A 19822-nucleotide genomic window follows, 5' to 3' on the forward strand; every position below is an offset into this window, starting at 1 on the left:
GTTTATATTTTAGTTAATCCAAATACGCTATACAGTAATACCGCGATAATTCCCAGTACCATTATAAATATGTAGAAACCTACATTCCCTGTTTGCAACAGGCGCAAGCCTTTACTGGTTTCAATTGTTCCTCTGCCAATTCCGTTCACCAAACCATCGATACCTAAACGCTCTATGATGTTATAGAAGAAGGTTGAAAGCCAGTCGAGTGGTTTGCGAACAACCAGATCATAGAGTTCATCAAGGTAAAACTTGTGGTATGATAAGCTGGTCAACGCCGGACGCTCTTCAGTATCAGCAACAGGTACACTGCCATTTTTAGCATATTTAACATAAGCATATGCCATAGCAGCTAAAGCCAATACCACCGAAGTACCCATTAAAGCATACTCAAGTGATTCGGACAAATGATGTTCGCCCAAAATCTCATTTGATTTTTTGAAAACTGGTTCAAGGAAATGTGCCAGCTCGTGATGCCCGTGTAATACTTCCGGCACACCTATAAAACCACCAAAAAATGAAAGTATAGCTAACACAATAAGCGGAATAGTCATGGTTGGAGGCGATTCATGTAAATGATGCTCCTGCTCATGAGTACCACGAAATTTTCCGTAAAATGTTAGGTACATCATCCTGAACATATAGAATGAAGTTAACATAGCGGTTAATACACCTACAGCCCAAAATATAGGGCTATGGGCGTAAGCATGTGCCAGGATCTCATCTTTTGAAAAGAAACCTGCCAAAGGAGGGATACCGGCGATAGCTACAGTACCAATCATCATAGTGGTGAACGTAGTTTTGATCTTGCCTTTCAAGCCGCCCATTTTACGCATATCCTGCTCACCACTCATGGCGTGGATCACTGACCCTGCACCAAGGAATAATAAAGCTTTAAAGAAAGCGTGTGTTAACACGTGGAAGAAAGCGCCGGTATAAGCACCAACACCCAGGCCTAAAAACATATACCCCAATTGAGATACGGTTGAATAAGCCAATACCTTTTTAATATCTGTTTGCGTTAACGCGATAAGTGCTGCAATAAGAGCCGTGGCCAAACCTACATAAGCAATGATCTCCATTGTATCCGGAGATAAAGTATAGAATATGTTTGAGCGGGCAATCATATAGATACCGGCTGTAACCATGGTAGCAGCGTGGATCAAAGCCGAAACCGGAGTTGGGCCGGCCATCGCATCTGGCAACCAGGTAAACAACGGCAACTGCGCAGATTTACCGCAGGCACCAATGAATAGTAAAATGGTAATGATAAACAGTGGACCAGCGCTTGATTTCATAACAGCTGCCTTCGGGAAGATCTCTGCAAACTGGATGCTACCGAAAACATAAATAATGGTGAAGATGCCTAATAAGAAGCCAAGATCACCGATACGGTTCATCACAAACGCTTTCTTCGCTGCATCTGCATAATCAGGATTGGTAAACCAGAAACCGATCAGCAGGTATGAGCACAAGCCCACGCCCTCCCATCCAATAAACATGATGAGGTAGTTTGAACCTAAAACCAGCAATAGCATGAAAAAAACGAACAGGTTGAGATAAGCGAAAAATTTTCCGAAACCTTCGTCGTCATGCATGTAGCCAATAGAATACAGGTGGATCAGGAAGCCAACGCCTGTAATGATCAGCAGCATGATAGCGCTTAACTGATCTATAAGGAATGCGAAAGGAAATTTTAATGACCCAACCGCAAACCAGGTAAAGTAGTTGACATTAATAGGAACTCCGGTTGATTTTACCTGGAAAAAAGCTGCAATGCTTAAACCAAATGATACCAGTACAAGCAAACTGCCAATAAAGCCAATTACACTTTTTGATAATGAATTACGGCCAAGTCCGTTTATAACAAAACCGGCTAACGGTAGTATTGGAATAAGCCAGATATATTTATCCATGTTCGATGTTGTACGTTTTACGCGTTACGTTATACGTTTTTAATTATCTAATCGCTATTGCGGGAAAGAGGCAACAACGTTTGTTTTATTACTAATCAGCTATTACAATTCCGAAATCGAAACTTCGAAATCCGAAATAACTATTACCACTTCAACCTGTTCAGTACGTTGATATCAATTGAGTTTGTGTTACGATAGATCATCACGATAATAGCCAAACCAACTGCAACTTCAGCAGCGGCCAACGCCATGATAAAAAACACGAACACCTGCCCGGTTGCATCACCCCTGTATACCGAAAACGCGGTAAGCAGCAGGTTAACCGAATTAAGCATCAACTCAACCGACATGAAGATCACGATTGCATTACGGCGGATCAATACGCCCATTACGCCTATAGCAAAAATGATTGTGCTTAACAGTATGTAATGATTAAGCGGCACGGCGTGCATAGTATTTGTTAAACTTTCCATTATGCTACTTTAGGTTCTTTTTCTTTAGTGGCCAATAATACCGCGCCTACCATTGCCGATAGCAATAGCACCGATGATACTTCAAAAGGCAATAAAAATTCGTTGAACAATACTTTACCTAAGTTTTTTACAAGGCCCAGATCCGGGTTTTGTAATATTACCGGGTTTGATGCACCAATGAGTTTAAGCGATGATGCAACAGCAACAGCTAATATGCCACCGCCAAAAACACCGGCTATTTTAACCATGAAAGGCTTTACAGGTTCCGACTCCTTGTTAAGGTTGATGAGCATCAGCGTATACAGGAACAATACCAATATAGCGCCCATGTATACAATGAAATTTACTATCGCCAAAAATTGAGCGTTAAGCAAAATGTAGTGAATGGTGAAAGTAAAAAAAGTAAGGATCAGATAAAGGATACTATGTACCGGATTTTTGGCCGAGATTACCAATATCGAAAAGAATATGGACAAAAATGCGATGAAGTAAAATGTACTCATGTTTTTATTTACAAAATACCTTTACCCTTTTAGGCAGGGCAAAGGTATAAAACTTCTTTATTGATTTAAGGGTGCTTCTACTAATTTGTCTTTACCGTAAATAAAATCCTTCCTTAAGTAGTCGGCAGGTACGATATCACCGTCAAGATAAATAGCTTCTTTAGGGCAGGCCTCTTCACATAAACCGCAAAAAATGCAGCGCAGCATGTTAATTTCATAAACAGCAGCATATTTCTCTTCGCGGTACAGGTGCTCCTCGCCTTTCTGGCGTTCGGCAGCTGTCATGGTAATAGCTTCTGCCGGGCACGATAATGCGCAAAGGCCGCAGGCTGTGCAACGTTCTCTGCCATCCTCATCACGTTTAAGCGAGTGCATACCGCGGAAATTCTCCGAAAATTCACGCTTTTCTTCAGGATAGCTGATGGTTACCGGCTTTTTGAAAAAGTGTTTCATTGTAGTGGATAAACCGCCCACAATGGCCGGCAGATAAGCACGCTCTAAAAAATTGAGTGGCTTAACTTCCAGTACTTTTCGTTTATTGCTTAATGATTCCATTTTTTAAAAACTCCAATCTATTTAAGTAATGTACTAATCACGCCTGTCAGCACGATGTTGGTAATGGCCAATGGAATTAATATTTTCCAGCCAAGGTCCATCAACTGGTCATAACGGAAACGCGGGATAGTCCAGCGTACCCACATGAAAAAGAAGATAGAGAAGAAGATCTTACCAAATAATACAACAACGCCTAATATGGTTGCTGCGTTTGGTCCAGCCCACGCTGCAAAATTATCCATGAATGGATAGTTGTAACCACCCCAATATAAAGTAGCCATTACTGCCGATGAGATAAACATATTGATATACTCGGCAAACAGGTAAAAACCTAATTTCATTGATGAATACTCGGTGTGGTAACCACCCACGAGCTCGGTTTCGCACTCAGGTAAATCGAATGGTGAACGGTTAGTTTCGGCAAAAGCACACACCAGGAACAGCAGGAAGCCAAGCGGCTGCCTCCAAACATTCCAGGCAAAACCATGTTGTTGCTCCGCGATTTCCTTAAGGCTTAAAGTACCGGTAAGCATCAGCAATGCGATGATGGATAAACCCATCGAAATTTCGTAGCTGATATTTTGTGATGCCGCGCGGATAGCGCCTAATAATGAGTATTTATTGTTGGAAGCCCAGCCGCCAATCATAATACCATAAACCCCCAATGATACCACACCAAAAATGTAGAGTACACCTACGTTAATATCGGTAACCTGCAGATCAAACGTACGACCGCCAATTTGGATAGCCGATCCCCATGGAATAACAGCCGAACCGATGCAAGCAGTTAAAATAGCCAGTGAAGGGCCCACAATGAACAGGAAGCCGGTTGCATTGGTAGGGATGATCTCTTCTTTCAAAAACATCTTGCCACCATCGGCAAGGGGTTGTAAAATACCCCATGGACCAGCACGGTTAGGGCCTATCCTATCCTGGAAAAATGCAGCAACTTTACGTTCGGCATAGGTTGAATACATAGCCACAACCAGGCTGATAGCGAAAATCACAACGATCAGTACGATCCTGAATATTAAATCGGTAGTTTCCATTATAAGCGGGTCTCCCTTTCAAATTGTTCTTTATTAGCTTCCATCAGCACCGGGTTGGTTTTAACAACCGGCAGCGGTGTAAACTCGTAATGGTTAGCGCTGATCACAGAGTGGTGAGATACTTTACGTGGGCCTTCAATAACCCAATCGGCAGTTTTCTTTTTGTCGAAGCGGCAAGTGTTGCAGATAAATTCCTCAACTTCACCGTAAACATCTTTACGGCCAGTTACCCTGATCACATCTTCGCCTTTGTACCAAAGTGTTACTTTACCGCAGCATTTATCGCAATCGCGGTATGCTTCAACAGGCTTGGTAAACCAAACACGGTTTTTAAAGCGGAAAGTTTTATCAGTTAAAGCACCTACCGGACATACGTCAATCATGTTACCCGAAAAATCGTTATCAACAGCCTTACTGATGTAAGTGGAAATTTCAGAATGATCGCCCCTGTTCAGGATGCCATGTAAACGGGTATTGGTGATCTGATCGGCAGTAAACACACAACGGTAGCAAAGGATGCAACGGGTCATGTGCAGCTGAATTTTGTCACCTATGTCTATCTTTTCAAATGTACGGCGGTCAAATTCATAGCGCGTTTTAGCTGCTCCATGCTCAAAGCCCAGATCCTGCAAGTGGCATTCGCCGGCCTGGTCGCAAACAGGGCAATCAAGCGGGTGATTGATCAGCAGCATTTCTACCACGCCTTTACGGGCTTCAATAACCTCCGGCGAAGTAATATTTTGTACCTCCATCCCATCCATAACACCGGTACGGCATGAAGCCACCAGTTTAGGCATAGGGCGCGGATCTTTTTCTGATCCTTTGGTAACCTTAACCAAACAGGTACGGCATTTACCGCCGCTACCCTGCAGCTTAGAGTAATAGCACATTGCAGGCGGAACAATATCACCTCCTATTTGCCTTGCGGCGTTCAGGATGCTTGTTCCGGGTTCTACATCAACGGTTATTCCGTCTATTGTTACTTTCATTGACATTTAATAATAACGTCGTTTATAAATTCTCAATCCTGATTTCGAAAATGAAATATGGATAAATATGCAAATCAAAAGTCTCTCCTTTAGGGGAGATTTAGAGGAGTGCTTTACGCCGTCTCTGCAACTTTCAACGGATCAGCATAATGTGCCAAACCGTAGTTTCTTGAAGTTGCTTCGCTCGCGTTAGTTACGTGCCATTCAAACTCATCCCTGAAATGGCGAATAGCACTGGCCACAGGCCATGCTGCCGCGTCACCCAGCGGACAAATGGTATTTCCTTCTATTTTTTTAGATACATCTACCAGCAGGTCCATGTCGCTCATTTTGCCATGACCATACTCGAGGCGATGTAATACTTTTTCCATCCAGCCGGTACCTTCACGGCAAGGCGAACATTGTCCGCAGCTTTCGTGATGATAAAAACGGGCAAAGTTCCAGGTATTACGTACAATACAGGCATCCTCATCATAAGCGATGAAGCCGCCCGAACCTAACATGGTACCACTTACGAAACCACCATCTGATAATGATTCGTAGCTCATCAGGCGGGCTTCATTATTGATGGTTTTCAGGATCAGGTTAGCCGGTAAAATTGGTACTGATGAACCACCCGCAACAACCGCTTTTAAACGTTTGCCATTGGCGATACCACCGCAATACTCATCAGAATATATAAATTCTTCAACAGGTACACCGAGTTCAATTTCATAAACCCCAGGTTTTTTCAGGTTACCACCTGCGGAGATCAATTTGGTACCTGTACTACGACCGATACCTATTTTAGCATATTCGTCGCCACCCTCGTTAATGATAGGTACAACCGCCGCTATAGATTCAACGTTGTTTACAACGGTAGGGCAACCGTATAGACCTGCGATAGCCGGGAACGGAGGTTTGATGCGCGGGTTACCACGTTTACCTTCCAATGATTCCAATAAAGCGGTTTCTTCACCGCAGATATAAGCGCCACCGCCTGGCTGAACGTAAAGCTCAAGATCGTAACCGGTACCTAAGATGTTTTTTCCTAAGAAACCTTTTGCTTTTGCTTCAGCGATAGCTCTTTCCAGGATCCTTATCTGCGGCATCATTTCGCCACGCAGGTAGATATATGATGTATTAGCACCAAGCGCAAAGCTTGATACAATCATGCCCTCAATCAACAAGTGAGGGATATAAGTCATCAGGTAGCGGTCTTTAAAAGTACCGGGCTCCGATTCGTCACCATTACAAACCAGGTAACGCGCAACGCCTTCGGGCTTAGCCAAAAAGCTCCATTTCATACCGGTAGGGAAACCCGCACCGCCACGACCGCGTAAGCCCGATTTTTTAACCTCTTCAACGATCTCTTCAGGCGACATGGTTTTCAATGCTTTCTCAACAGAAGCATAGCCACCTTTTGAACGGTAAACATCAAATGTATTGATGCCGGGTACGTTTATATGTTCTAAAAGTAATTTCCGTCCCATAACTTAATTCTTAGCTTTCGCTTTTAAATCACTGATCAATTTATCTACCGACTCGTTGGTCAGGTTTTCATAAAAAGTGTATTCAGGGCCAATTTGCAATACGGGGCCAAAACCGCAGGCGGCAAGGCACTCTACCCCTCTCCAGCTAAATAGGCCGTCGGGAGTAACTTCACCTTCTTTTACACCAAGGGTTTCCTCTATATGATCCATGATCTTTTCGGCACCTACCAGGTAGCAACCGCTTGTGCGGCAAACTTCCAGCACGTACTTGCCTTGCGGGCGTAAAAAATACATGGTATAAAATGTAGCAACCTCGTATACCTCAATAGGCAGGATGCTTAAATATTCGGCAACCTTATCCATCGCGGGCGCGCTAACCCAGCCAAATTCGGCCTGTACCAGGTGAAGGATCGGCAGTAGGCCCGATTTTTGTTTTCCCTGCGGATAACGGCTAACTATTTCATCAAATTTGCTGATCAGTGCCGGCGAAAATTCAACCGGTTCCTGAGCTTCGTCAACTCTAAGCATCTAACTCTCCGGCTATAACGTTTAAACTACTCATGTTAATAATAGCATCTGATAATAACATACCACGGCTCATTGGCGCATACATCTGGTAATTGATGAAACTTGGCCTGCGGAAATGTAAACGGTACGGTGAGCGGCCACCATCATTAACCAGGTAAAAGCCCAGCTCGCCGTTAGCACCTTCAACCGAATGATAAACCTCGGTTTTGGGGGTTGGAATTTCGCCCATCACGATTTTAAAGTGATAGATCAAAGCTTCCATGTTATTATATACTTCCTCTTTTGGAGGCAGGTAAAATTCAGGTACATCAGCGTGGAAAATATCGCTTGGTTCCCTATCAAGTTTGGCTAAGGCCTGCTCAATGATCCTTAAGCTTTGCCACATTTCTTCGTTACGAACCAAAAAACGGCTGTAAACATCACCATTGTCGCCTACCGGAACTTCAAATTCAAAATCTTCGTATGATGAATATGGGTTCATAGCCCTTACGTCGTAATCAACACCGGCAGCACGTAAAAGCGGCCCGGTCCAGCTGTAGCTCAAAGCAGTTTCGGCGCTAACAGCAGCTACGTCCCTGGTACGGTCGACAAAGATCCTGTTACGGTTAAACAGGCTCTCAAACTCTTTGAGGGTTTTAGGGAAGTTCTTTAAAAATGCGCGCAGTTTATCGAATGCACGGCTGTTGAAGTTACGCTCAAAACCACCTATACGGCCAATGTTGGTTGTAAGGCGCGAACCGCAAACTTCTTCATATATTTCATAAATAGCCTCACGGTGCTCCATCATGTACAGGAAGCCTGTAAACGCGCCGGTATCCACACCCAATACACCGTTACAAATGATATGATCGGCTATACGGGCAAGCTCCATCACAATTACGCGCAGGTAATCAACGCGCTTTGGAGTTTGGATATTTAACAACTTTTCAACTGTCATATGCCAGCCCATGTTATTGATGGGTGATGAGCAATAGTTTAAACGGTCGGTAAGCGGGGTTATCTGGTAAAAAGGCCTGTGCTCGGCAATTTTTTCAAATGCGCGGTGTATATAACCAATGGTTGATACACCGCTAACGATGCGTTCGCCATCAAGCTGGAGCACATTTTGAAACACCCCGTGGGTAGCAGGGTGAGTTGGCCCCAGGTTAAGGGTTGATAGCTCGCTTTGCGGATCGTTATCTGTATATACAGGATGATTTTGCATCAGTATTATTAATTAGAGTCAGGAATTTTTAGAGTCAAGAATCAAGAAATAAAGAGTCAAGACGGGAAACTTCCTCCCCCTTTCTTACTTTCCTATTTCTTGTTTCTTATGTCTCAATTTCTTGTTTCTATCTATGTATTATCTTCCAAAATAGAAATCCTTCTTGTCAACACGGTTAGGATCTTCCAGCGGAAACTCCTTACGCATTGGGAAAGCGGTCATATCATCTACGTTCAAAATCCTGCGCAAATCCGGGTGACCGTCAAATAGCACCCCAAAAAGGTCATAAGTTTCGCGTTCCATCCAGTTTGCACCATCCCAAAGCACCGTAGCAGTTGGGATATGCACATCAGCATCGGCCAAAAATACCTTGATCCTGATACGGGTATTAGTAGTGAGGCTATGCAGGTGATAAATAACGCCTATCGGCTTTTCCTGTTCAGGGTAATGAATACCTGTAATATCTGTCAGGAAAATGAATTTAAGGGCCGGATCCGTTTTCAGAAAAGTAAGCAGATCGATGATTGTTTCACGGCCAGTTTCAACGGTAAGCAGTTCATACGGCTCACCAATAACCGTTACTGAAGTATCAAATTTATCGGCTATAGCTTTAATAAGCTCTTCGTTAGGTATCTTAGCCATTATTGAATTCCGTATTTAGCTAATAACTCCTGGTATTTAGGCTCGCTCCTGCGGCGCAGGGATTCCGTTTTTACCAGCTCCTGAATATTCATAAAACCATCTATAATAGCCTCTGGCCTCGGCGGGCAACCAGGTACGTAAACGTCAACCGGGATAACTTCGTCAATGCCCTGCAAAACGGAGTAAGTATCAAATATACCACCGCTTGAAGCGCAGGCGCCAACAGCCATTACCCAACGTGGCTCGGCCATTTGCAGGTATACCTGGCGCAGTACGGGAGCCATTTTCTTGGCTATAGTACCCATAACCATTAATAAATCGGCCTGGCGGGGTGAAAAGCTTAAACGCTCGGCACCAAAACGCGAAAGATCATAATGAGATGCCATGGTGGCCATAAACTCAATACCGCAACATGAAGTGGCAAACGGCAAAGGCCATAATGAATTTGAGCGTGCTATGCCTATTACTTTATCAAGCGAGGTAGCAAAAAACCCGGCGCCTTCAACTCCGGCAGGGGCATCAACTAATTGAATATCACTCATTGAACTAAATTGATAGAAAAACCATCACCACTAAATGTGGATAATAGCAGCAAATTTACAATAATAACGATGTAAAAAGTACACTACGGGTATAGAGGGGGTATATTTAGAATCAATCTAAACTTAATCCCAGTCTAAAGCTCCCTTTTTTATTACGTAGATAAAACCCAGCAGAAGTGTCGCCATGAAAATAAACATTTCAATAAGACCGGTAGTACCTAACGCCTTGAAATTTACCGCCCAGGGGTACATAAAAATAACCTCCACATCAAACAGCACAAACAAAATGGCTACCAGGAAATATTTAATAGAGATTGGTGTCCGGGCATTACCCACTACCTCAATACCCGACTCAAAAGGGGTCAGCTTATCTTTTGTTTTTCTTTTGGGCCCTATTTTGTGCGTTACAAACATTGTTGTTACCACAAACCCTAAAGCAACCACCATTTGAAATATGATGGGTAAATAATTAACCGGTAAACTTTGTGCTTCCATGCTGCAAATATACTAATGCCTTAATAATAAAAAAGTGTGATTTATAAGGTTGTTAATCATTTCTGCAATTCAGTACTAATCTTGATAACAAATTTATCGTTCCAGGTCAATTTTTCAAATTGGGTAAACAAAAAAGGCCCCTTTTAAAGAGGCCTTTCATATCATTTAAAGTTTATTTACTTGCTTTTACCGGCTCCACCTTTGCGTTGGAAGAAGGCTACCGCCTGCTTGTTGGTCGGATCATTTTCTCTGGCTTTAGTAAAATTTTCCGTCGCTTTAGCATCGTCTTTTTCTTTGTACTCATAGTAAGTACCTAAGTAAGCATAAGCATTGGCAAGGCTCTTTTTAGCTTTTTCGTCCGGGGCACCTTTAGCAATTACCAGCTCAATGTATTTTTCGTAGAACGGTTTAGCGTAACCGGCAATGTTATTACGATCTTTTTCTTTCATATCGTTAACATAAGCGCGGTACAGGTAACCGTCGGCTGTGGTTGGGCTTTTCTGATTTACATAGCTGAACGCTGAATCTGCCCTTACAAGCAACGAATCGGCATTTGGTTTCTTTTCATCATAACCAAAGTAGTAGCTGATACCTTCGTAAAAATAGTCAGTCAATTTTACGTTACGGCCAGCTTTCAAAGTAACCTGGCGATACGCATCACCTGCCTGCTCATATTTTTTCTGGTGATATAATGCTTTGGCAATTTCGCCGTAAACATCAGTTTGAGTGCTGTCAAGCTCTAACGCTTTTTTCAAAGTATTGATACCAACCGAATCCTGACCTGTAGCCATTTGCAAACGACCCTGATATAAATAGTCACGCGGGATGATACGTTTTGGGTCAGCTTTCTGGAACCAAGTGTTGATTGCAGTTAAACCGTTTTGATAATCTTTGTTTTCGTAAGCGGCATAAGCCAGGTAACGATAAACCCTTGCATTGGTGCTTGCTGATTTTGACAAATCAGTAGCTACCTGTTGTAAGGTTTTATAATCACCAGCCAGGATCAAGAAGTCGGCATAACGCATTTGAGATTCTACCGATTGATCTGTTAAGCTCAGGTATTGTTTGTAGTGATCAACAGCTTCTTTAATTTTAGCAGAAGCCATTTTAGGATCTGTTAAAGACCAGCGCAAATCGGTTTCAGCCCATTCGCGGTAAGCCGGGCCGTAATTTGCATTAATAGCCAATGCATCTTTAAATTGCTGCTCAGAGCCATCAAAGTTATTAGCAAATTTATACAATACACCGGTTGCAACCTTAGCAGCCGGGTTTTTAGGATCAAGCGTAGAAGCGTCAGAATAGTTTGAGTACGCTTCGTTACTTTTTAACACAGAGCGGTAAGCATCACCTAAAGCGATAAGCAAATCAACATCTTTCGCATTAATAGCTTTTCCTTTAGTCAGTACTGCAATAGCAGCATCTGCATCAGCGGGCGCAACTTTTTTATCGGTGGTAGTAGGCAGCAAATATGATAAACCTACATACGTGTAAGGTTTTGCGTCCTTACCTGCCAAAGCTACAGCCTGATTAAAGTTGGTTGTTGCTCCGGAATTATCCTTATCCAAACGGGCAACAGCACCTAAACCGGCATAATTTAATGCTGATTTTGGATTTGCAGCAATACCTTTATTGAAAACGACTTTCGCCGAATCAGCATAGTCCTGTTTAATGTACACCCAACCCAGATAAAAGAAATTCTCATCTTTGGTTGGCTGAGTAGTAGTAAGCGTTTTGAGCATCGACTCTGCTTTCTGATATTGTTCGGCGTCAATAGCTTTTTTGGCGTCGGCAAGACTTTGCGCAAAAACTGATGATGAACCTAAAAATACCAGTCCTAATGAAGCCTTAGCTATTTTACTGATCATTTTCATCTTTATTTAGTTATAGTTTACTTTTTTAAAATTATCTCTCTCGGGGGAATTGAATCAGGCAGTAAACCCGATTTCAGTATTATCCGTTGCCCCACATCACTGGCCAGGAACGTAACAAATCCCGCTGCCAAACCATTCTTACTTGAGCAATTGATCAAATATAAACTCCTGCTCAAGGGATACTGTTTTAAGACAAGTGATTCTTGCGAAGGTTTAAAATATTCATTAGGATACTGTTTGTTTCCTTCATCTCTAACCCCTACAACTTTCACTTTTTCAACATAATCCGCATACTCTTTTTCCGGGTTATTAATCCAGCTAAAGCCTATAATGCCTAATGCGTCAGGATGTTCGCTTACATACTTAATAACTTCGATATTTGATTTAAGCGCGTATATATTCTTTTGCTTAAACTCCTTATTACCAGAGAAGTCCTTCAAATACCTTACCAAACTTGAGTTCGGATTATCAAAAACTATAGTTTTATTTCCGTTCCCCTGGCCTTTAAGCTCCTTTTTTAATTGAGCGACAGTAATAGCGGTATCATTTGATGACTTATTAACTATTAATGTAATTGCATCAACCGCAAAAGGTACTACCTCAACACTCAACGTACGGCGCGTTATTATATTACGCTCCGCGGTATCAAGCGTGCGCGATAATACCGCAAGCCTAACACTGTCGTTTAACAACATATTTACAGCCTGGTTTTCTGTTTTATAAATAAATACCGGGTCGGCGTTGGGGTACCGGCTTCTGTAAACATATTCTTCCTGTGCTACTATAGGCGAAAAAGATTCATCGGCTACGAAAGTTGCTCTTCCGGCGTTGAAGCTGTCGGTTGGTACGGATTTTACTTGTTTTTGCTTACAAGCCTGTAAACCGGCTGTTAAAACAATTAAAACCAATACATATACAACCCCTAATTTAATCTTCATACTGATCCTTCTTAAACAATCTCGAAAACCTCAAAATCGCGTATCCTATAATAAACGCACCGAAAAGTAAACGTTGATAATGTTGCAGTTGCAGCGGGAGCGCGTCCCAAAACATGATCATGAGACCTAAAACCACAAAGCAAATAAATGCAGCAGTTCCTAAAATAAGCAAAAACCGCCTTTTGGGCGATTTTTGCTCCTTATTGTAATTAAATGGCATTACTTATTCTTCAGATGCTAAAGTAAAGCTGATTGGAACACTGTATTGTACACGAACCGGACGACCGTTTTGTATACCTGGTTTCCATTTTGGTGAATTTTTCAATACACGAACTGCTTCTTCGTCGCAACCGCTGCCGATTCCCCTAACAACTTTGATGTCAGTTAAAGAACCATCTTTTTCCACAACGAATGTACAAATTACACGACCTTGCGTATTGTTTTCGCGAGCTACAGCCGGATACCTGATGTTTTTGCTCAGGTACTGACCAAATTTCTCCAAACCGCCGGCAAATTCAGGAACCTGCTCAACTGAAGTAAAGATCTGGTTAGGATCGGCTTCAACAACTTGTTTAACGTCTGAGTTACCTACCGGCTCATCAATTCTAATGTCGGCGTTAGGATCACCTTTTTGGTCTTTTTGACCCGGATCGGCAACAGCAAGCTCTTTTACTGTTGGTGGATCTTTCTCCTTAACCTCGTTATCTGGTTTTACAACCGGAGGAGGGAAACGTACCTGGTCTACCTTTGGTTTTGGCGGTTCAGGTGGCGGCGGAGGTGGTTTTTTGGTTTGGTCAACCGGTGGCGGAGGCAACAGAACCACGTCTGTTATCTTCACTTTTTCGTCTTTCGCTGGGATAAGACCTTTGATCTTGTTGATGATAGTTGGCAAAGAAACTATAAATACAAAAACCACGATAGCAATGATCAACGACCTGCTGGTGTTTTTTGAATTCTCTTTCCTTAGCTCGTAAGCGCCATAGGCTTTATTACGATTACTAAAAACAACGTCGATCCATTCCTGCTTTAGTATGTCTAATTTTGATCCTAACATCTGTTAAGGCTTTAATGGAAGTTTATAACGTTATTTAATATTATTTATTATCGTTGTACAAGCCGTCTTTTTTAAGCAACTCAATCTCCGGCGCCGTTATATCAACGATACCATAGCTTTGGATATTGGCTATATTGATCTCATCAAGCGTGCTAACCATATTTTTATATTTTGATTTATCGCTTGGTTTAATCACAACAAACATGTATTTGCCTGTTTTTTGCTGTACTTCTTTGCTTTTTTCAATTAACGTTTTACGTAACCCATTAGGGCCAAAATTGTCAATTGTGGGCGCTGATTTTCCCGGCTCGCCGATGTACCACTCCAATTTATCGTCGCTTCCCAATAAAATGGTCATCGAACGAGAAGCGGCAATATCCATCTGATCTTTTGTTTTCTCATCCTTATCAGGCATGGCCAAGTCCATCGCTTTTGGTTTAGCGAGTGTAGTGGTCATGATGAAGAAGGTGATCAACAAGAAAGCCAGGTCAACCATCGCGGTTAAATCTACACGGGTTGATTGCTTCTTACTGCGAACCTTACCGCCTTTATGTTTGCCTCCCCCGGAGGTATCTAATTCTGCCATGGTCTTTTATTTTTTTGGAGCACCACCGGCGCTGCCCAAATCCGTAATTAAACTAAACTTGTTAACTTTTTGCTTTTGCAAAATACCGATAACATCCTTTATAACCGGATATTCTTCTTTGCTATCACCTTTAATAGCTAAACGAAGTTCCTTGTTGTGTAAGGCTTTGGTAGCTATACGGGCCTGGCGAATCCAGTTGGTAAGCTCTGCCGAAACAGAGTCTCTCGGGATACCCGGCTGTGCATATTTCTTTTGCTGATCAGCAGATAAAGCGATAAACTGTTTCAACTGGTTCATTGGTACGCCAAATGAATTGATAGAAGAAAACCTTGTTTGTTCTTCAGGTGTAAAGGTCATATGATATATTGAACCCATCTGGTTCAACATTTCCTTGCGGATATCAACACCTTCAACACCAAAGAAAGCTTTTTGATTACCTACAGATACTGTAGCAAAATCAGACTCAGGCACTGGCTGCTGGATTGAAGACTTTGGTATATCAATAGGTACCGGATCCTCGGTTTTTACTTTTGCGGTCATGATGAAGAAAGTAAGCAGCAAAAACGCCACGTCGCACATAGCGGTCATGTCAATTGCTGTGCTCTTTCTTGGAACTTTTATCCTTGCCATGTTAAATTTCTTAAAAATATATAGTGTTTCAGTATTAACTATCTTGCCCCTAACTTATTGTGCATGAGGCATAGCACTAATATATTCTTATTTGTTTTTGTGAGATGAAGCAAATGTTTGTACAATGCTAAATCCGGTTTCGTCAATAGCGTAAGTCAACTTATCAATTTTTGATGTAAATACGTTGTACATAACAATTGAAATAGCTGAAGTACTGATACCGAATGCAGTGTTGATCAAGGCTTCAGAAATGTGAGCCGATAGTTCAACCTGGTTAGGTACACCGGCAGTTGCTAATGAAGAGAACGCTTTGATCATACCCACAACCGTACCTAACAGACCGGTTAATGTACCGATAGATACCAAAGTAGCGATGATAGTTAAGTTTTGCTCAAGCATTGGCATTTCCAAAGCTGTAGCTTCTTCGATATCTTTTTGGATAGCTAAAGTTTTTTGGTCAACGTCAAGGTTTGGTTCAGCTTCCATTTCACCATATTTTTTCAATGCTGATTTGATAACGTTAGCAACAGAACCTTTTTGTTTGTCGCACTCTGCAGAAGCACCTGCAATGTTACCGGCATTTAAAAGAGCCTGAATTTTTCTTACGAAACTGTCAACACTACCAGTACCTGAAGCTTTGCTGATAACGATGAAACGCTCGATAGAGAAAACGATAACCATTAATAAGAAACCCATGATCACCGGTACGATAACACCACCACTGTGAACTGTGCCGAAAATGTCTGTTGGATAAGCGTTAACATCACCACCTTTAAAGTGGCTTGGATCGCCTAAAATGAATATAAAGATACAAGTTGTAACAATAAGACAGATTGGAATGGTTAAAGAAGCAAACATGCCCGATGCACTTGAGCTTTCTTTCTTAACAGGAGTAGTTGGTTTTGTTGGTGCGTTTGCCATTACTTTTGAATTTTTAGTTTTTGTTTTTGTTTATTTTATAAGTTAGTTAAAATGCGCTGTTTGTTGGGAATAACAAAAATAGAATTTTATTGAATTAAAAAAACCATTTATGTTATTCTTTACAATTTTTTAATACAAAATATCATTCTGTGTATTGTTGGTGAATATAAACGCAACATTACAATTTTATTGTGTGTTACCAACACAATTATATGCAATGAAAACCATTTTTTTTAAAAATAGCAAGTGATAACACATAAAATTTGTGTTACCAAGCTAAAATAGCCCGTTTTTTTTAAGTTTATAAAAGGTATCTGTACCTTTTAACTATGATGCAAGCTTTGTAACAGATAGTTGTACATTTTGTTTAAAAGTGCATCTTTCAAATAAGTCTGTTAAACTACCGGTTTATAATTGTTTATTTTTTCAGATCACCCGCCGGCTTTTTTAGCTTTATACCCGTCGGTTTGTAATAATACCAGTATTTTATCCCTGAAATCGCCCTGGATCAGTATTTCGCCATCTTTAACCGAACCTCCAACCCCGCATTTCGATTTTAGCTTTTTTCCCAAAGCTTCCAGGTCAGCATCGGCACCAATAAACCCGGCAATGCGGGTAACCAGTTTGCTGCCTCCTTTACGGTCAAGATATATTTTGAGATTTTGCTGCTGTGGTGGCAATGTTTCGGCCCCTCCCCCACCGGTTTCCTGGTATTGAAAATCGGGGTCGGTTGAGTAAACTACGCCTGTAAAATTTTTCTTAGCCATATTGATCAATTTTTAAATGACGGGCCAACTATAACCTTTAATGATTTTGGCAATATAGTAATATCTATGCCCGTACCCGCCACTTGCGGTTCGCCATCCAGGTGAATAGGGCCGGTATGCTCCCTTTTTATCAAGATCTGCTTACCGCGGATAATTTCTACGTATTTTGAGCTTTCGGTTGCTTTAATCAGCATGCGCATGCTCATCTCCGGAAACCTCCACAACGGAAAAGGCTTTATCACGCAAACATCCAGCAACCCATCCTGCAGGCTTGCTTTGGGCGATATATGCACATTATTGCCATATTGCGAAGAATTGGCTATACTGAGCATAAATGCCTTATAATCATATTTCTTTCCGTCAATATCCAGGTGATAGTTTTGCGGCTGGTAGCCAACCACCTCTTTTATCGACGATTTTATATAACTGATAAAACCGCGCTTTTTACCATGCGAAAAGATCTCGCTGATGTGGGCATCAAACCCCATGCCTGCCATATTAAAAAACGGCTGCCCGTTAATCCTGGCCGAATCAATAATTTCGGTACGGCCCGAGGCAAGGTTTTTAATAGCATCCCGTGTATCCATAGGAATCCCTAAAAACCTCGAAAGCCCGTTGCCCGAGCCAAATGGCACTATGCCAAGCGACGTATCCGTATCTACAATGGCCGAAGCCACTTCATTAACCGTGCCATCGCCGCCAACGGCCACTACAGTATCAAATTTGCCTACAGCCTCGGCCGCTATTACCCGCGCATGGGCTATGCCATCGCTAAACGCTATAACCGGTTCCATTACACCGGCATCAACAGTATCTTTAATCAGTTCAGGCACCCCGTCCTTCTTCTTCCCGCCCGAAATTGGGTTTATTATAAATAACGCTTTCCGTTTCAACTATATATATTATTTCAATCGTCAAAAGTAAATGTATTTTCGGCTTTGTGAAATTTGTTTTATTTTTACCGCCCGAATGTGGACTGATTTAATGCTCCCTTTTACACCGGAGCCGGATTGCAACCACGTAAAAAAGTGCTAAAACCATGCTTCTTTTTACCGCCCGATCCGTCTTAAAACCCTCCCAGTCGATTTTTACTTTACTTATTTAAATTTTATGTCATATTTATTTACTTCAGAGTCTGTATCAGAGGGTCACCCGGATAAAGTGGCCGATCAGATCTCGGACGCGCTGATTGATCATTTTTTAGCATTTGATGCCGAATCGAAAGTTGCCTGCGAAACGCTGGTAACCACAGGCCAGGTTTTTTTAGCCGGCGAAGTAAAATCAAAAGCCTATCTCGACGTACAGAAGATTGCCCGCGAGGTGATCAACAGGATCGGGTATACCAAAGGCGAATATATGTTCGACGGCAGTTCATGCGGTGTGCTATCGGCCATCCACGAACAATCGCCCGATATTAACCAGGGGGTCGACCGCACCGCCAAAGAAGAACAAGGTGCCGGCGACCAAGGTATGATGTTTGGCTATGCTACTGTTGAAACCGACAACTATATGCCGCTTGCCCTTGATATAGCCCACGCTTTATTAATTGAGCTTGCAGCTATCCGCCGCGAAAACAATGAGATCAAATACCTTCGCCCGGATGCAAAATCGCAGGTTACGCTTGAGTATAGCGACGACAACAAACCGCAGCGTATTGATGCCATCGTTATCTCAACCCAGCACGATGATTTTGACGACGAGCCAACCATGCTTGCCAAAATCAGCGCCGATATCATCAGTATCCTGATTCCGCGTGTTAAAGCTAAATATCCTAAATACGCCCATTTCTTTAACGACGATATTAAGTACCACATTAACCCAACCGGTAAATTTGTTATCGGCGGGCCGCATGGCGATACCGGCTTAACCGGTCGCAAAATTATCGTAGATACCTACGGTGGTAAAGGTGCACATGGTGGCGGCGCTTTCTCGGGTAAAGACCCTTCAAAGGTCGACCGCTCGGCCGCTTACGCTACCCGACACATCGCTAAAAACCTGGTTGCCGCCGGTTTGTGCGATGAAGTGCTTGTACAGGTATCATACGCTATCGGCGTTGCACAGCCAATGGGTATTTACGTAAATACTTACGGCACCGCCAAGGTCGACCTGCACGACGGTGACATTGCCAAAAAGGTAGAAGGCATTTTCAATATGACCCCATACGCCATTGAAACCCGCTTTAAACTGCGTAACCCTATTTACAGCGAAACCGCGGCTTACGGCCATTTCGGCAGGCCTAATGAAATAGTTACCAAAACTTTTGTTGGCCACGACGGCAGCAAGCTGGAGCGCGAAGTTGAGCTGTTTACCTGGGAAAAGCTTGATCATGTTGACCAGGTTAAAGCAGCCTTCGGGTTGTAATTAATTACACCTATATAATATATGCAATAGCGACGGGCTTACCTGTCGCTATTGTTGTTTTGGGGCCATCCTGTTTATAAGACAGGAAAGTACTTTAGTAATAACAAAAATCATTGGCCCGCTCAGTTGCCGCGGGGGCTGTTACTTTACCTTAGATGCAAAGTAACCAAACATCAAGTCAGCAGGGAGGCTTTTTTGCCGCACGGGCCTTTACCCTGCAAACCAGCCAGAACCACGGGCTGCAATTATTTTGCCCTGCTTCGCTCCCTCCAGCCACTGCTTCTGCAAAAACTTGCTATGCCCTTCCGTACCCGCAACCCCCGCAT

Annotated in this window: 22 protein-coding genes; 1 reads left to right on the forward strand and 21 read right to left on the reverse strand. The window is 42.5% G+C overall.

The genetic code is table 11. From position 1 onward, the window contains the following. Window positions 1-2 precede the first annotated feature (2 nt). The 21 genes from nuoL to ACEN82_RS19340 form a co-directional block, all read right to left on the reverse strand. Window positions 3-1916 (reverse strand): NADH-quinone oxidoreductase subunit L, encoded by a 1914-nt coding sequence (nuoL, locus tag ACEN82_RS19240; RefSeq protein ID WP_413321443.1) that lies wholly within the window; start codon window positions 1914-1916, stop codon window positions 3-5. Between the two features lie 143 nt (window positions 1917-2059). Then, complete coding sequence (gene nuoK, locus ACEN82_RS19245) at window positions 2060-2389, reverse strand: NADH-quinone oxidoreductase subunit NuoK (protein WP_090533902.1); 330 nt, start codon at window positions 2387-2389, stop codon at window positions 2060-2062. Next, entirely contained in the window at window positions 2389-2892 is a 504-nt protein-coding gene (locus ACEN82_RS19250; protein ID WP_413321442.1) for an NADH-quinone oxidoreductase subunit J family protein, read from the reverse strand. Before ACEN82_RS19250 ends, nuoK begins: the two co-directional genes overlap by 1 nt. Before the next feature lie 57 nt (window positions 2893-2949). Continuing rightward, the gene (locus ACEN82_RS19255) at window positions 2950-3447 is read right to left on the reverse strand and encodes a NuoI/complex I 23 kDa subunit family protein (RefSeq protein WP_090533905.1); all 498 of its coding nucleotides are present in this window, start codon (window positions 3445-3447) and stop codon (window positions 2950-2952) included. Window positions 3448-3464: 17 nt separating this feature from the next. Beyond that, window positions 3465-4496: an NADH-quinone oxidoreductase subunit NuoH gene (gene nuoH, locus ACEN82_RS19260; protein WP_413321441.1), complete on the reverse strand. Its 1032-nt coding sequence runs from the start codon at window positions 4494-4496 to the stop codon at window positions 3465-3467. Then, the gene (locus tag ACEN82_RS19265) at window positions 4496-5485 is read right to left on the reverse strand and encodes an NADH-quinone oxidoreductase subunit G (protein WP_413321440.1); all 990 of its coding nucleotides are present in this window, start codon (window positions 5483-5485) and stop codon (window positions 4496-4498) included. Before ACEN82_RS19265 ends, nuoH begins: the two co-directional genes overlap by 1 nt. Window positions 5486-5598: 113 nt before the next feature. Next, window positions 5599-6957, reverse strand: coding sequence for an NADH-quinone oxidoreductase subunit NuoF (gene nuoF / locus ACEN82_RS19270; RefSeq protein ID WP_413321439.1), 1359 nt, complete (start codon window positions 6955-6957; stop codon window positions 5599-5601). Window positions 6958-6960: 3 nt separating this feature from the next. Then, window positions 6961-7485: an NADH-quinone oxidoreductase subunit NuoE family protein gene (locus ACEN82_RS19275; protein WP_413321438.1), complete on the reverse strand. Its 525-nt coding sequence runs from the start codon at window positions 7483-7485 to the stop codon at window positions 6961-6963. Next, window positions 7478-8689, reverse strand: a complete 1212-nt coding sequence (locus ACEN82_RS19280; protein WP_413321437.1) for an NADH-quinone oxidoreductase subunit D — start codon at window positions 8687-8689, stop codon at window positions 7478-7480. The genes ACEN82_RS19275 and ACEN82_RS19280 overlap by 8 nt, the downstream gene beginning before the upstream one ends. 138 nt (window positions 8690-8827) lie before the next feature. After that, window positions 8828-9331, reverse strand: a complete 504-nt coding sequence (locus tag ACEN82_RS19285; RefSeq protein ID WP_413321436.1) for an NADH-quinone oxidoreductase subunit C — start codon at window positions 9329-9331, stop codon at window positions 8828-8830. Next, the gene (locus ACEN82_RS19290; RefSeq protein WP_090533918.1) at window positions 9331-9873 is read right to left on the reverse strand and encodes an NADH-quinone oxidoreductase subunit B; all 543 of its coding nucleotides are present in this window, start codon (window positions 9871-9873) and stop codon (window positions 9331-9333) included. Before ACEN82_RS19290 ends, ACEN82_RS19285 begins: the two co-directional genes overlap by 1 nt. A 123-nt stretch (window positions 9874-9996) precedes the next feature. Then, window positions 9997-10368, reverse strand: a complete 372-nt coding sequence (locus tag ACEN82_RS19295; protein WP_090533920.1) for an NADH-quinone oxidoreductase subunit A — start codon at window positions 10366-10368, stop codon at window positions 9997-9999. A gap of 176 nt (window positions 10369-10544) precedes the next feature. After that, window positions 10545-12233, reverse strand: a complete 1689-nt coding sequence (locus ACEN82_RS19300; RefSeq protein ID WP_223266286.1) for a tetratricopeptide repeat protein — start codon at window positions 12231-12233, stop codon at window positions 10545-10547. 23 nt (window positions 12234-12256) lie between these two features. Further along, the gene (locus ACEN82_RS19305; RefSeq protein ID WP_413321435.1) at window positions 12257-13177 is read right to left on the reverse strand and encodes a PstS family phosphate ABC transporter substrate-binding protein; all 921 of its coding nucleotides are present in this window, start codon (window positions 13175-13177) and stop codon (window positions 12257-12259) included. Continuing rightward, window positions 13167-13397, reverse strand: a complete 231-nt coding sequence (locus ACEN82_RS19310) for a hypothetical protein (RefSeq protein WP_090533924.1) — start codon at window positions 13395-13397, stop codon at window positions 13167-13169. Before ACEN82_RS19310 ends, ACEN82_RS19305 begins: the two co-directional genes overlap by 11 nt. 3 nt (window positions 13398-13400) lie before the next feature. Further along, a complete protein-coding gene (locus ACEN82_RS19315) occupies window positions 13401-14231 on the reverse strand; it encodes an energy transducer TonB (protein WP_090533925.1) in 831 nt (276 codons plus the stop codon). A 40-nt stretch (window positions 14232-14271) separates the two neighbouring features. Continuing rightward, window positions 14272-14817 carry an ExbD/TolR family protein gene (locus ACEN82_RS19320; RefSeq protein WP_091175771.1) on the reverse strand — a complete coding sequence of 182 codons (546 nt, stop codon included), beginning with the start codon at window positions 14815-14817 and terminating at the stop codon, window positions 14272-14274. A gap of 6 nt (window positions 14818-14823) precedes the next feature. Beyond that, the gene (locus tag ACEN82_RS19325; protein ID WP_112654858.1) at window positions 14824-15447 is read right to left on the reverse strand and encodes an ExbD/TolR family protein; all 624 of its coding nucleotides are present in this window, start codon (window positions 15445-15447) and stop codon (window positions 14824-14826) included. A gap of 87 nt (window positions 15448-15534) precedes the next feature. Next, window positions 15535-16368 (reverse strand): MotA/TolQ/ExbB proton channel family protein, encoded by an 834-nt coding sequence (locus ACEN82_RS19330; RefSeq protein WP_274986920.1) that lies wholly within the window; start codon window positions 16366-16368, stop codon window positions 15535-15537. Between the two features lie 431 nt (window positions 16369-16799). Beyond that, complete coding sequence (locus ACEN82_RS19335; protein WP_129571484.1) at window positions 16800-17135, reverse strand: translation initiation factor; 336 nt, start codon at window positions 17133-17135, stop codon at window positions 16800-16802. A 5-nt stretch (window positions 17136-17140) separates the two neighbouring features. Next, window positions 17141-18028, reverse strand: coding sequence for a diacylglycerol/lipid kinase family protein (locus tag ACEN82_RS19340; protein WP_090533934.1), 888 nt, complete (start codon window positions 18026-18028; stop codon window positions 17141-17143). Window positions 18029-18245: 217 nt separating this feature from the next. Between ACEN82_RS19340 and metK the strand changes: the two genes are divergently transcribed. Then, a complete protein-coding gene (gene metK, locus ACEN82_RS19345; RefSeq protein WP_188834572.1) occupies window positions 18246-19496 on the forward strand; it encodes a methionine adenosyltransferase in 1251 nt (416 codons plus the stop codon). Window positions 19497-19822: the final 326 nt, after the last annotated feature.

It is taken from the genome of Mucilaginibacter sp. Mucisp73, from assembly GCF_059491465.1.